At 64.2% G+C, this 14006-nt stretch carries 7 protein-coding genes; 5 read left to right on the top strand and 2 right to left on the bottom strand.

Annotated elements, in window-relative coordinates; translation table 11 throughout:
- Positions 1 to 135: 135 nt before the first annotated feature.
- The 5 genes from NE850_RS36225 (at position 136) to NE850_RS36205 (ending at position 10399) form a co-directional block, all read left to right on the top strand.
- Complete coding sequence (locus NE850_RS36225) at positions 136 to 1941, top strand: DUF2138 domain-containing protein (RefSeq protein WP_007176147.1); 1806 nt, start codon at positions 136 to 138, stop codon at positions 1939 to 1941.
- Positions 1942 to 1977: 36 nt separating this feature from the next.
- Positions 1978 to 2817 carry a DUF1175 domain-containing protein gene (locus tag NE850_RS36220; protein WP_007176148.1) on the top strand — a complete coding sequence of 280 codons (840 nt, stop codon included), beginning with the start codon at positions 1978 to 1980 and terminating at the stop codon, positions 2815 to 2817.
- On the top strand, positions 2814 to 7622 hold the full coding sequence (locus tag NE850_RS36215; RefSeq protein WP_310700159.1) for an alpha-2-macroglobulin: 4809 nt from the start codon (positions 2814 to 2816) through the stop codon (positions 7620 to 7622). Before NE850_RS36220 ends, NE850_RS36215 begins: the two co-directional genes overlap by 4 nt.
- A gap of 166 nt (positions 7623 to 7788) precedes the next feature.
- Positions 7789 to 9417, top strand: coding sequence for a DUF2300 domain-containing protein (locus tag NE850_RS36210; RefSeq protein ID WP_405044920.1), 1629 nt, complete (start codon positions 7789 to 7791; stop codon positions 9415 to 9417).
- A 175-nt stretch (positions 9418 to 9592) separates the two neighbouring features.
- The gene (locus NE850_RS36205) at positions 9593 to 10399 is read left to right on the top strand and encodes a DUF2135 domain-containing protein (protein WP_310700158.1); all 807 of its coding nucleotides are present in this window, start codon (positions 9593 to 9595) and stop codon (positions 10397 to 10399) included.
- Between the two features lie 290 nt (positions 10400 to 10689).
- On the opposite strand, the gene NE850_RS36200 is transcribed toward NE850_RS36205, so the two are convergent.
- The gene (locus NE850_RS36200; RefSeq protein WP_007176152.1) at positions 10690 to 11166 is read right to left on the bottom strand and encodes a PRC-barrel domain-containing protein; all 477 of its coding nucleotides are present in this window, start codon (positions 11164 to 11166) and stop codon (positions 10690 to 10692) included.
- Positions 11167 to 11401: 235 nt separating this feature from the next.
- Positions 11402 to 13399 (bottom strand): RNA polymerase sigma factor RpoD, encoded by a 1998-nt coding sequence (gene rpoD / locus NE850_RS36195; RefSeq protein ID WP_310700157.1) that lies wholly within the window; start codon positions 13397 to 13399, stop codon positions 11402 to 11404.
- Positions 13400 to 14006: the final 607 nt, after the last annotated feature.

Here is a 14006-nt window from a genome sequence, read left to right as displayed (position 1 = left end):
ACTGTTAAATAGAAATTGCCGCTGGTTTCCGGCTAAAAATATCGGTTATCATCGCTGCCTTCGGAGACTGATCCCGCTGACTTTATTCGCCGGACATTCACGTTAATACCGTCGCATCGAACCAGAAGAAATCAGATGAAGATGTCGCGCAAAAAGATTGCAATCCTGGTCGTCGGTCTTCTGGTCGTGGCCGGTGTGATCATTCAGGCAGTATGGCGTCCATTTGCGCATCGCAAAGCAGCCGGGAACGGCGAAATCGTCCTCGATATTCATCACCCTGACGCGGTGATCGACAGCGAAGCGCTCTCGCGTTTGCCGCGCGACATCCTGAGTGTGCCGCTGCTGCGCGACGTGCTGACGCAAGACTTCGTCGACTATTACGAATCGGACAACACGCGGCTGTCGGCCGAGGGCGCGCTGCGGCGTCTCGCGTTCGAACATCAACTCGACTGGCGCGACGAACTGATCCGCCGTGTATTCGACGAACCCGCGCACGTGCTGCTGTGGCGCTCGCCCGACGGCCGCCTCGGCTACTGGGTGATGTCGATGCATCGCAACGGTTTCGCGAGGCTGCTGCAAGGCGTCGGCAACGTCGCCACGAGCGACGCGCAACTGAGCCAGGTGGCGAAGCTCTCCGGCGACGTGCCGGTCTATGCACTGAAACTCGCGGTCGGCCGCACGCTGCTGTTCGCCAGCAAAGACGATCGGCTGGTCGTGCTGTCCGCGCCCGGCGTGCTGCTTGACGAGAAGGGCGGACTGCTCAGCGAGCGGGCCGATGCGGTGTCCGGGATGTTGTCCTCCGGCCGCGACGATGCAGCGCGCGCCTATCAACTCGACGCGCCGGGCGAATCGCCGAAGGGCCACCGGCTAGTGGTGTCGGCCAACTACCTGTCGTTCGGTTATCAGGCGTTTTTCTCCGGCATCGACGCGCTGCGTTTCGATTTTTCGTCGACCGGCAATCCCGCAGGGGGGCGTGGCGAGGCGAACTGGCAGACCTCGGCGTTGATCGAGCCGGACAAGTTGCCGCAACAGTGGAACAGCGCCGATCTGTGGCGCGCGTTGCCGGCCAATCCGGCGGCCTGCACGAGCTTGCCGGCGGACTGGAACGAGGCCTCGGGCCTGTTGGGCAAGGTAGCCGGCGGCGCGGATAACGCTGCCGCGATTGGCGATCAGCTCACCGGTCCTGCGGCGGTGTGCTGGTATGCGAAGTCGACGCTGGTCGCGCCGGTATTCGTCGCGCGCTTGAAGAAGCAGGACGCGGCCGGTATCGTGGCGTTGAAGACCGCGCTCGGCAAGACCTTCGGCGATGTGATCGGCGCCTATGAAGCGAAGGCCGCTAAAACCGACGGCTCCGACTCTGCAGGCTATCGCCGCCTGCAGGTCACCACGCGTGAGCAGGGCGCGGATGTGACCGTGTGGCAGCGACCGGTTAGCGCGCGTTCGGGCACGGCATTGACGAGCAAGGCGTCGTTCGCGTCGCAGTTGTCGGCGGAGCGTTATTTCCCGGTCACGCTGGCACTTGCGCACGGCTATTTGATCTTTTCGCCGGACGGCCGCCTCGTCGACGACACGCTCGCGGTGCTGGACAAGCGGTATCCGGCGCTTGCCGATACGCTCGCGCCACAGCGTCTGCCGCGCACGATTCTGACGCTCACGCCTTCATCGGCCGCCGCGCTGATCGAACGTGAGGCGGGCGCGGCGTTGCCTGCGGATCAGGAGGCGGTGTTCCGCAACGCATCGCGTACGCATCTCGTGCCGAAGCTGCACGCGCTTGCTCACTACCCGCCGGTTTCGCTGACGCTGCCGCAGAACCTGCCGGGTTCGACAGGCTGGGTGCCGGTGGAGTGGTGGTTCGATCGCGCGAGGGCTGGTGCCGGTTCCGGTTCGACTGAAGGCGTTGCCGATACGCCCGCGGATCAGCCCGGCACCGGGGGCGACTGAGTGCGCCGCCTTCGCGCTCCTCGCGCGGCATTCGCGATGTGCGTGGCTGAGCGCGCGCCGCAAGGCACGGTCGCGGCGAGGCCAGCGCAGCCTACGCGTGTTGCGCAGTCCACGCATGCCGTGCAGTCAACGCATGCTGCGCAGTCAACGTATGCCGCGCAGTCCACGACTCTCGCAGTCCACGCCGCCACCCCCTCGCGCCGCGCATGGCTCGCACGCGCTGCCTGTGCATTCGCCGTGGCGAGTCTCGCGCCCTATGCGCACGCGCTCACCGGCACCACCGCATCACCCGACCCCGACGCGCTGTCACCGCAGCAATCGGCGGCATTTCGCGCGTGGTTCGTGCGTATCGTCGATCAGCAGATGCGGCGCGGACCGACGCCGCGCTGGACCCAACGCGACTGCGCGGGCCTCGTGCGCTTCGCGGTCGGCGAGACGCTCAGGCCGCACGACACCCGCTGGCTGCGCGCGAATGGCATGACCAGTCTCGCGGATACCAGCAGCATGCCGCCCGAGCTGCAACTGTCCGCAGCGCAGCGCGGAATCGCCAACCGCTGGACCCAACTCGACGGATCCACCGGCGCCTACGCGTCGGCGATTGCACTGATTCAACGCAATAGCCGTTTTGTTTCGAAGGACGTGAACCAGGCGCTGCCCGGCGACCTGCTGTTCTTCGACCAGGGCGACGACCAGCATCTGATGATCTGGCTGGATCGCTACATCGCTTATCACACAGGCACCGTCACGCCGACCGATACCGGTCTGCGCGCCGTCGCCGTTTCCGATCTGATGCAATGGAAAGATTCCCGCTGGCAGCCGCTCGACGGCAATCCGAATTTCGTCGGCGTGTTTCGTTTGGACTTTCTGACACCATGACCCGAATGATTTCCGTCACGCCGTGGAGCAACTGGTTGGGCAACGCGCGCCGTCGCGCGGCAGGCACGTTCGCGGCGCTGCTTACCGTCTTGCTCGCGGCGATGACGCTCGCCATTTCACCGGCTGCTTATGCGGACGACGACGTGGCGAGCGCCGCTGCCGCAGCCGATGCCAACATCGCCGGAAATCCAACGCTGCAGACAGCGCCATCGAGCAACTTCAGTTCGCAGAAGGTCGACGGACAGCCGTTCTTCCTGCTTTCGGACGCGAGCTTCGGCAGCGATCAACTGGCACAGGTGCGGCTCGAAGCGCCCGGCCGCGATTTCAAGGACGCGTTGCAGGCATATGGCGGCGCGGACATCGTCGTGTATCGCGTGCCCAGGCCGCTCGACTTTCTGAAGGCGCAGAAGAATCTGCATCGGCTGAATGTCGCGCCGAATTATCAGGGCGAAGGGCTCGCGAATACGCTCGCCTATCTGTGGGACCGGTGGTTTACCGAAGCGCGCCGCGCATGGCAGCGCGTGCTGTCGTTCGCGACCCGCAGCAAGGCGATCGAAGCGGCGCCGCAATTCAAGCTCGGCGAGCAGACCGGCAAGCAAACGCAATTCGAGCCGAACTCGCAATTCGCGCCGCTGAAAGGCTACGACATGGTCGCGCGTTTCCGCTATCCGCTCTGGGACGCAAAAGTGATCCAGCCGCCCAAGGGCGTGAATCTGGCGGGCAGCAGCAGTAACTTTATCGAAGCCAGTGCGGGCAACGTAATGATTCCGGTCGGCAAGCTGCCGCCGGGGCTGTATATCGTCGAGGCGGTGATCGGCAATTATCGCGCGCATACGCTGCTGTTCGTGTCGGACACGGTGGCGGTCGTCAAAGCCGCGTCGGGTGGCATGCTGGTATGGACTACGCGGCGCGATAACGGCAAGCCGGTTGCGAATACGGAAGTGAGCTGGACCGACGGCGTGGGCGTTCTGCAAAGCGGCGCGACCGGCGGCGATGGCGCGCTGGTGCTGCAACACGTGAGCCCCGAGCGCAGCTACGTGCTCGGCACCGATCCGCAAGGCGGCGTGTTCGTCTCCGAAAATTTCTATTATGACAGCGAGATCTACAACACGAAGATCTATGCGGTGACCGACCGGCCCATGTACCGGCCGGGCGATCCGGTGCATGTGAAGTTCATCGGCCGCACGTTCCAGAGCGCGACGCAATCGTCCGCGCCCGCCGAGGCCGATATCAAGCTCGACGTGCTCGATCCGAACGGCGCGCCGGTGGCGAGCAGCAAGGTGCATTTCGCGTCCGGCACAGGCGCGGATACCGCGTTCACGCTGCCGGCCGATGCCACCGCCGGCGGCTATACGCTGCGCTTCGACTACAACGGCGATGTATACGGCAGTGCATTTCGCGTCGCCGAATATGTGAAGCCGCACTTCGATGTGAATCTCTCGATGGATAAAGCCGACTACGCGACCGGCGAGGTGCTGAAGGGCAAGATCCAGTTGCGCTATCCGGACGGCAAGCCGGTGCGCGACAGCAAGATTTCGGTCACGCTGCGCGCGCAGAAAGTGACGATCGTCGACGGCGAATTGCGTTATGCGGGACTCTTTCCGGTCAAGCTCGACCAGCAGGAACTGAAGACGGATGGCGACGGCAACGCGAGCCTCACGCTGCCAGTTGCGAAGGAGCCGAGCCGCTATGCGTTGACGCTGTTCGCGCAGGACGGCGCCGCGTACAAGGTGCGCGTGACGCGTGAAGTGCTGATCGCGCGCGGCGCGACGCCGTATCGTTTGAACACGGCCAAGTCGTTCTCGCAACCGAAGGAAGTGGTGAGCTTCGATCTGCAGGCGCTAGGTGAGATTGATCCTGCCTCGCACGCGCCGTCGAAGTACGAATGGACGCGCCTCGAATCGCAAACGCATGGCGAAGGCGCGTTGAAGGCCGCGAGCGCGGGCGGCAAGCTGTCGTTTCCGGTGCAATTCGACGAACCGGGTTCGTACATGCTGTCGGTCAAAGACGATTCGGGCAACCTGCTCGCCGCCACCAGCCACTGGGTCGCGGGCGATGGTCTGAAGGCGATTCCGGGCAGCGTCGAGATCGTGTTCGATCGCGACAGATACAAAATCGGCGACACCGCCGAAGCGCTGATTACGTTCCCCATGCCGGTCGACGACGCGCTGCTCACACTCGAACGCGACAACGTCGAACGTCGCGCTCTGCTGACGGCTGGCGGCGACTGGTTGCAACTGCAACGGGTGGCGCCGTCGCAATGGAAGGCGCGGATCAAGGTGGGCGAAGACTTCGCGCCGAACATGACGTTCTCGGTGTTGTATGTGCACGCCGGCGAATACGTGTTCCAGAACGCGGGCATCGTGGTCGCTCAACCGCAGATCGAACTGAGCGTGAAGAGCGACAAGCCGGTGTACGGTCCGGGCGACACGGTCACGCTGAATTTAGACAGTACGCTGAACGGCAAGCCGGAAGCGGCGAATCTGACGGTGAGCGTGGTCGATGAAATGGTCTACGTGTTGCAGCCCGAAATCGCGCCGAATATAGTCGACTTCTTCTATCACCCGCGCCGCAACAACGTGCGGACTTCGTCGAGCCTGTCGTTCATCACGTACGACCTCGCGCGCTCGCCGCTGAAAGGCGCGCCGGGCGGCCCGCAACGCGCGAACTACAACGAGCGTGGCGTGAAGGTGCTCGAACGGCCACGCCGTGACGATCAGGACACGGCCGCGTGGGAAGCCAACCTGAAAACCGATGCGAACGGCCACGCCACCATGACCTTCAGGATGCCGGATTCGCTGGCGCGCTGGCGCATTACCGTACGCGCCGCGGCGCCGGATGGCATGGTGGGGCAACGTACTGCTTACGTGCGCTCGGACAAGGCGCTGTATCTGAAGTGGAGCGGGCCGTCGCATTTCCGTGTCAACGACCAGCCCGCCATCGACATGATCGCGTTCAATCAGACCGACGCGGACATGGATGCGCAGTGGGTGGTCGAAGGCGGCGGTCTTTCGTTGAATCAGAAGGTGACACTCAAGCGCGGCGCGAACTATCTGCGTCTGCCGAGCGGCGCGTTGAAAGATGGCGTGATCAACGCGACACTGCGCAGCGCGGCCAAAGATGTGGACCGTCTGCAGACCACAATTCATCTCGACGCGAGCGGCTGGCTCGATCTGCATCAGAACACGGTGTCGCTCGACGGTTCGAACAAGCCGCTCAATCTGCCGCAGGATGCGCAGGACGTCAGCGTGCGGTTCATCGGCAACGCACAGAGCCAGTTCCTGCGTGTCGCGGACGATCTGATCGCCTATCCGTACGGTTGCGCCGAGCAGACGTCGAGCCGCCTGATTCCGCTGGCGCTCGCGCATGATGCGATCGGACACGGCGACAATGCGAATTCGACGCAAGGCCTCGAAGCGCTGCTGCGCAATCAGCGGCAGCGTCTGGCCATGCTGGCAGGTGTCGGCGGCACGTTCGGCTGGTGGGGCGATACCACGGGCGGCAGCGCACTGATCACGGCCTACGCGTATTACGCGGACTGGCTCGCGAGCCGCAGCCTTGGCATCAGCCTGCCCGCCGACAACTGGCAGCATGCAATGGACGTCTATCGCGACGCCGGCGCGAAAGAGCCGCTGCTGCATCGTGCGCTGGCCTTGTGGCTGATGCAGCAGATGGGCCTGCCGGTTGCGACGCCGGTGTCGGGCGTTGCCGCGGACCTGATGAGCGACGCGGCGGCCACGGCCAACGTGCCCGCACGCAACGGCGCGTCTAGCGCATCGGACAGTATCGTGTTCGCACAAGCCGATTCGCCGCGCGGCAAGCAGATGGCGACGCTGCTGATCGCCAGCATGGCGCGCAGCACGAGTGCTCAATTACCCGATGGGTTCGATGCAGCGGCGAGCGCCGCGCGCGCGGCATTGAGCAACGATCCGGCGCCGCTCGTGCAAAGCCTGCTGGTCATGTCGGGCGGCGACGGCGGCGCGGCAGTCGATCCATCGGCCTTGCTCGCGAAGAGCAGCGCCGATTACCCGACGCTCGATCGCGCGCTCACGCTCCTGTGGTTACGCAAGGCGCTGGGCGGCGATGTAGCGGCCACGTCGTTGCCGTCGCTGCAAGGCGCGAACTGGACACGCGCAGCGACGCCGACCGGCACGCCGCTCTACAGGTGGACCGGCGCCACGCTGCCGGTCACGCTCGACGCCGGCGCCGCCCGCACCGACGTCAACGCGCTGGTCTCGTTCCGCAGTCATACGAGCGAGGACAGCCGCCTGAACATCAGCGTCGAGCGCCGTCTCTACAAGCTCGAACCGGTCGAGCTCGCGGTCGATCCGAAGAAAAAGGATGCCTCGGCCGAGAGCCGGTTGGGGCGCGCCGCGTTCACCGCGCGTCTGGTGAAGCAGGGCGATGCGATCGACAGCAACGCGCTCTACGTCGACGAAGTCAAACTCACGCCGCGCTCGGGCAACGCTTACCACTATGGCTTGCTCGACGTGCCGCTGCCGCCGGGCGGCGACGTCGAGGCGACGAGCTGGGGCGTGTCGATCGACGGTCTGCCGGGCGCGAAAGAGGGCGCCAGCGGTCCGCAGCCGTTCCAGCGCGTTGCGTCGTACGAGATGGGCGAACTGGCGTATCACCAGCCCGTGCCGTTGCTCGACCGGCCGGTCGCGCTGCGGCAACTGGTGCGCTTCGCGTTGCCGGGCACGTTCGCGTTGCCGCCCGCGCGCTACTTCCGCATGTATCAGCCGGACGCGAAGGCGTTCGAAGGCGGCAAGAGCGATCGCGTGACGACGTTGCGCATCCAGTAAGCGAGACGAGACCGCCATGTTCCGCGTCCTTCGGCCCTTGCGCGTACGTCTGGCAGCTACGCTGCGGATCGCGCTCGCCGTGGGCATGGTGTGCGGTTTTAACGGGGCGGGCGCTTATGCGGCGACTTCGTCTTCAGCCGCTTTAACCACGGCATCCGCGCCGCGGATGCTGCACTTTGCCTGGTTACGCGACGGCCAGAGTCAGCTTTGGCAAGCCGACGGCAGCGGCGCCGCGGTCGGCTTCTCGCCGCAGGCGGCGGGCGCTTTGCCGCGCACGCTTCAGACGCCGCTCGGCAGCGTGTGGAAACTGTTCGTCTACGGCTATCTGGTGGACCGCAACATCACTACGCCGGATTACGCCTGCAACGGCGGCGACCCGGACGAAGTGTATTGCTGCATGACTGGCGGTCACATCGATCGCGAACATGCGCTCGTGCAGTCGTGCGGACTCTTTTTCGAGCCCGCGCGCCTGCAACTCGATTCCGCCGACTGGCGCAAGTACTGGACGGCCGCACACGCGCCCGTCTGGCTGCGTGATCTGCGCGCCATGACCCCGGCGCACCGCGTGCCGGTAACCGAACTGCTCGCCGCCCTGCGGGCCATGCCCGCCCGGCCGCGTGAAGCGGCTGCCAGCACGCTCGTGTCGGTGCTGACCAGCGGACGCGGCGAAGGCACGGCGTCGCTCTACGGCAGTGTGCTGCGCGCCAAAACCTGGACGATGCCGGATCCGGCGCGACCAGGCGCGTCGGTCGGCGGCGCGGCGGGCTGGCTCGTCGACGGCACGCCGGTGTGGCTGGGCGGTTCGGGCGGCAGCGCGCGCGTGCTGGCGGCCGCCGCGCCGCGCCTCGCGCCGCTGCTCGCGCAAATCTCCGTGCCGGACGACGCCGCCTGCGTACTGGTCGATTTCTTCAGTCGCTATCCGATTCGCGAGGTGCTCGGCGACAAAGGACCGGCCGCCGCGCCAGAAGGGCCGTTGCGTGGTGATTTCCGGGTCGGCTTCGTGAATGGCAATTGGGCGCGCGTGACGAGCCGCGGCGAATTACGGCTCGATCGCGACGCGGCCGGCGCACCGCAAGTGGTCGGCCGTTTCGGCATGAACGACTACGTGGCGCGCGTGGTCGAGCGCGAAGGCGACACGAGCCAGCCGGAAGCGGCCAAGGCGTTGGCCGTCGCGGCGCGGACCTACGTCGTGCAGCATGGCAACCACGATCACGGCTGTTTTCGTATCGACGACAGCAGCAGCACGCAGCGCGTCCTGCCGCGCGCGCCCACCGCAGCCGCGCGCCATGCCGCCGACCTGACCGACGCGCTCGTGCTGACCGGCGTGCCTGTTCAGTATCACCACGACGAGGCCGCGTCGGGACAGATGAGCTGGCTGGCCGCGAAGGCTTCCGCTCAAACCGGCCTGACATTCGACGCCATTCTCGCGCGCACCTGGCCGCAAGCGACGCTGACGTCGTTTCAGAGTCCGCTATCGGGCGATTGCATCGCGGTGGCCGGAGCGCAGGCATGGCTGGAGCGCAACGCGCCGTTGTGGGCGCGGCGCATGGACGGCGCGGCGGGCTACGAAACGCCCGATCTGCCCGCCGTGTGCGCGGTGCGCGAAGGGCGTCCGTATGCGGATGCGCAGCGCAATCGCGTGTACGTGTACCGCTTGCAGACCGAAGAGGACCGTATTGCGTTGGCACATGAATATATCCACCTCGCGTTCCAGCATCATCCGCGTGGTCTCGACGAGACGTTCGTCGAGCGGACCGCGCGCACGCTGATTCGCACCGACAATCCGATCCAGTGAATATCTTTTCGCGCTTGCCTTGGTCGCTGTGGCGCTGGCCGTTTCGCGCGGGCCATGTTCGCGTTTGTGCAGCTGTGGGCGTCGGGTGCGGAGCGGCGGATTTTTTCGTGCAGGATCGGCGGCCTGATGCTCGTAAAGCGCGAGCGACTCTGACAGCGGGATGGGAGCAGTGAAGATGAAGGTCAAGTCCACGGGTTGGATGAAGGCGAGCTACAGATTCCTCGCAGTGGCCTGTTTGGCCTGCCTGCAGGCTGCGCCTGCGGCGTACGCGAGCGACATCGACTTCGCCGCGCCGTTGAACGGCTGGCGCAACACGAGCGGCGACAGCGAGCGTTATACGCAGGACGTGCACTACCCGGCGGTGTCGGTATCGACGCCGGAAGGGCACTCCAGATTCGCGCTGATCGAAGGGCAGATTCGCAACGCGCCGAAGAAGAAGGGCACCGCGGTGGGCACGCTGGTGGTCGACGGCACGCCGTTGCCGCAGCGCGTGGAAGAGGACGGCAAGTTCTCGCGGCCTTACGCGTTTCCTGCGGGCAGTAACGGCGTGGAACTGCGCGCGCCGGACGGCAGCCGCAAGCGCGTGCAGTTCTACGACGCCTACAGCGGCAAGACCCAGCCGAAGTTGCGCGTGCTGCTCGCGTGGGATACCGACGGCACCGATCTGGATTTGCACGTCGTGTCGCCTGACGGCGCGCATACATGGTACGGCGAGCGCGTTGCGCCGAACGGCGGCGCGCTCGACGTCGACGTGACGACCGGCTACGGACCGGAGATTTATTCGTCCGCGGCGCCGTTGAAGGGCACCTATCTGGTCTATGTGAACTACTACGGCAGCGGCAATAGCGGTGCCGATATGACCGTCGCCCAGGTGACCATCATCACGAACGAGAATACCCCGAACGAAAAGAGCGAAACGATTCGAGTGCCGATGCGCAAGGCGGGTGAATTGACGCTCGTGAAAACGTTTGTGCTGCCGTAATACGGTGGATGGGAGCGCGTAATGATCGTGCTCGTCGGCCTGCGCTTTCTCGCAAGCCGATCCGCACATGCCTGCGCGATGTGACGCAGTTTGCGCAGGGCCGTTTCCAGCCCCGCAGTCGATGTGCGGTGAGCCATGAGGCTCCCGACTCCTTGAGAGCGCAGAGGTGAAAGCCAATGCGTTCAAGGAGTTGCGTGAGTCATGCGCAGGTTGTCCACAGGCTTATGAACGGAATCTGTGGATAGATTGGTCTTGCGGGGCGCAAATGCGTCTCGCGCGCTGGGTGAACTTCAAAGATCGGAGTCCACTTCTCGCGCTTCCACCACATCACGCGTGACCAGCCAATACGGCGGACGGTTGTAGTACTCGTGCACGGTCGTGCCCCATTGCGTATCCGCCATGAAAGGCCAGTTATCCTTATCGAAGCCTGGCGCATTCTTGATCCGGTCGGCGCTTGCATCGAGCACGAAGCACCTGTCGTCCGTGTCGAGCGTGAGCGCGCTCCACGGTATGGCGTGCAGCGTGTTGCCCATGCCGAGAAAACCGCCGGTGGACAACACCGCGTAGGCGATCCGGCCGCCGCGTACGTCGAGCATGATGTCGGAGATTTTGCCGACGTGCTCGCCGTCAGACGACATCACCTTGTTTCCGTCGAGCGTGGATGCCGCCATGACGTCTGGTCCGGGACCGTCACCCATGCCGACTCCAACAATATTTGCGCCCTGCGCGCCGGCGGATGCCGGGACTTGGGGATCGAACGTAGTCATGATGTGCTCCTCGAAAAAGCATACAAAGGAGCGCGCAACGACTATGCCTGTTGCTTGCGGGACGGTGTGAGGGAGCGCATTTTGCCGGTTGCCGCCGCTGCCGGCCGCGCGTGCTATGCGGCTGGAGGGTGGCTGGCAGCGGGATCCACCCTCAGTAGGGTTGTTTCGCTGCTGGCTTGAGAGAGAAAAATGCGCTTGCCGTGTGTAGTAAAGCACGACAAGCGCATTTGCCGACTTAACGGTCGAGGAACGACTTCAGACGGTCTGCGCGGCTCGGATGCATCAGCTTGCGCATGGCCTTGCTCTCGATCTGACGAATCCGCTCACGCGTGACGTCGAACTGTTTGCCGACTTCTTCAAGCGTATGGTCCGACTTCGTGTTGATGCCGTAGCGCATGCGCAGCACCTTCGCTTCGCGCGGCGACAGCGAGTCGAGTGCGTCGTCGATGGCGGCGCGCAAGTCGGCCTGCATGGCCGCGTCGGCCGGCGAGGAAGCTGCCGAGTCTTCGATCATGTCGCCGAGCGTGGCATCGCCGTCGTCGCCGACCGGCGTTTCCATCGACACCGGTTGCTTGGCAATCTTCAGAATGCCGCGCACCTTCTCTTCCGAGAGTTCCATGCGTTCCGCGAGCACGGACGGATGCGCTTCCTGACCGGTCTGCTGCAGGATTTCGCGCGAAATGCGGTTCAGCTTGTTGATCGTTTCGATCATGTGCACCGGCACGCGGATCGTGCGAGCCTGATCCGCGAGCGAACGCGTCACGGCCTGGCGGACCCACCACGTGGCATACGTGGAAAACTTCCAGCCGCGACGGTATTCGAACTTGTCCACGGCCTTCATCAAGCCGATGTTGCCTTCCTGGATCAGGTCGAGGAACAGCATGCCGCGGTTCACGTACTTCTTCGCGATCGAGATCACGAGACGCAGATTCGCCTCGATCATCTCGCTCTTCGCCTTGCGCATCTTCGATTCGGCCGCGACCATCTGGCGGTTGATCTCTTTCAGATGCTTCAGCGGCAGCGAAACCGTGGCTTCGATTTCGATCAGCTTTTGCTGTTCGGACTGAATGGCCGGCAGATGGCGCTCCAGCGCCGCGCCGTAGGCGGACGCACCGCGCGCCGCACGTTCCGTCCAGCCGAGGTCGACTTCATGACCGGCGAACGACTCGATGAACTTCTCGCGCGGCATGCCGCTCTTCGAAACGACGATTTGCAGAATGTTGCGCTCGATCGCGCGAACTTGCGCGACCTGTTGCTGCACGTCGCCGCACAGGCGGTCGATGGTGCGTGCCGTGAAGCGGATCTTCGCGAGGTGCTGCTGGATCTCTTCGCGCGCGCGCTGATATGCCTTCGAGGTGACGTCGCCGCGCGTGTGCGAGGCGTTCATCTGGTCGGACAACATGCCGACTTGCGCGAAGATTTCGAGGCAGTCGCTGGTGAGCTGCTTCAGGCGTGCTTCGTCTGCTGCCGACGAGTCGGCCGGGCCGTCGTCGTCGTCGCTGTCTTCGTCGTCATCGCTGTCCGTATCCGCGTCGACGTCGGCCGATGCGTCCGCGCTTGCGCTGTCTTCTTCGGCGGCGATCGTGTCTTCATTGAGGCCGTCGACCAGTTCGTCGATGCGCAGCTCGCCGTCGGCAACCTGCTGAGCGCTCGCCAGAATCGCCGAGATCGCGAGCGGGCAAGCGGCGATCGCCTGCACCATTTCGTGCAGGCCGTCTTCGATGCGCTTGGCAATCGCGATTTCACCGGCGCGCGTCAGCAGTTCGGTCGCGCCCATTTCGCGCATGTACATGCGCACCGGGTCGGTCGTGCGGCCGAATTCGGAATCGACGGTCGACAGGGCGACTTCGGTTTCCTCGTCTGCCTGATCGTCCGACACCACGGCGGGGGCGTTCGAGTTGAGCAGCAGCGTTTCCGCATCTGGCGCCTGCTCGTAGACCTGCACGCCCATGTCGTTGAACGCGCTGACAATACTGTCGATCGCGGCCGTTTGCGCGAAGTTGTCGGGCAGATGGTCGTTGATCTGCGCGTGGGTGAGATAGCCCTGTTCCTTGCCCAACTGGATCAGCGCGCGCATCTGGCGCTGACGTTCTTCAGCTTGCTGCGGCGGCAGCTCTGCCGCCACGGGGATCGCTTTGCCGGCGCCCTTGCCCTTGGCCGTACGGCCCGAGGGAGCTTTGGCGGCGTAGCCGGCGGTTTCGTGTTGCGAATCTTCGCGATCAAAAGGGTTCACGTATTCTCCTCTAGAGGCTTCGCTATGAGACGCAAGACGCGACCGTCAGGCGTTTCTAGCATGGCTCAACATCACCTGAGTGACTCAACGCGGTTGTTTGGCTGTGCTCTGGGGAGCAAAAAAGATGAGCCCGCTCGAAGCGGGCCGATAGAAATGTGCGAAATTCGCGCGGCTCGCATTATATACGAGCTTGAGCTTTCGCGCTCATTGTGTGCACATCATTTCATCATGCGCGTTTGTTGCAGGTGCATCCCCAAGCCGCCGGCCGGCTGTAGAGCGGTTGCCGGATCCATGCATCAAGGTGCGTGCATATCGGCTGATTTCAAGCTTCTCACTATAGAGGAACTCAGTCGTCCTCACACGACGGATCATTTCTGCGTCGCTCTCGCTATATGTAGGGGGCGAGTGATTCTGGCGTCGATCGGCGTCGGGTTAAAAGAAAATTCACAAAAGGGGGTTGACGACGTGTCGCTCGCTCTCCATAATCTCGTTTCTCTGCTGCTGATGCAGCGACGCAGAACGAAGCGGTGCCGGGTGGTTGTGAGGTTGGCAATTGCGGTGGTGGCGGTTCGGTAGTGAATGCGTACCGATCTTTAAAAATTAACAG

Origin of the sequence: Paraburkholderia sp. USG1 (assembly GCF_031570135.1) — a bacterium.
GTDB classification, from domain to species: domain Bacteria; phylum Pseudomonadota; class Gammaproteobacteria; order Burkholderiales; family Burkholderiaceae; genus Paraburkholderia; species Paraburkholderia dioscoreae.
The sequence above is the reverse complement of the archived record's forward strand: the minus strand, read 5'-3'. Positions and strand labels throughout refer to the sequence as shown.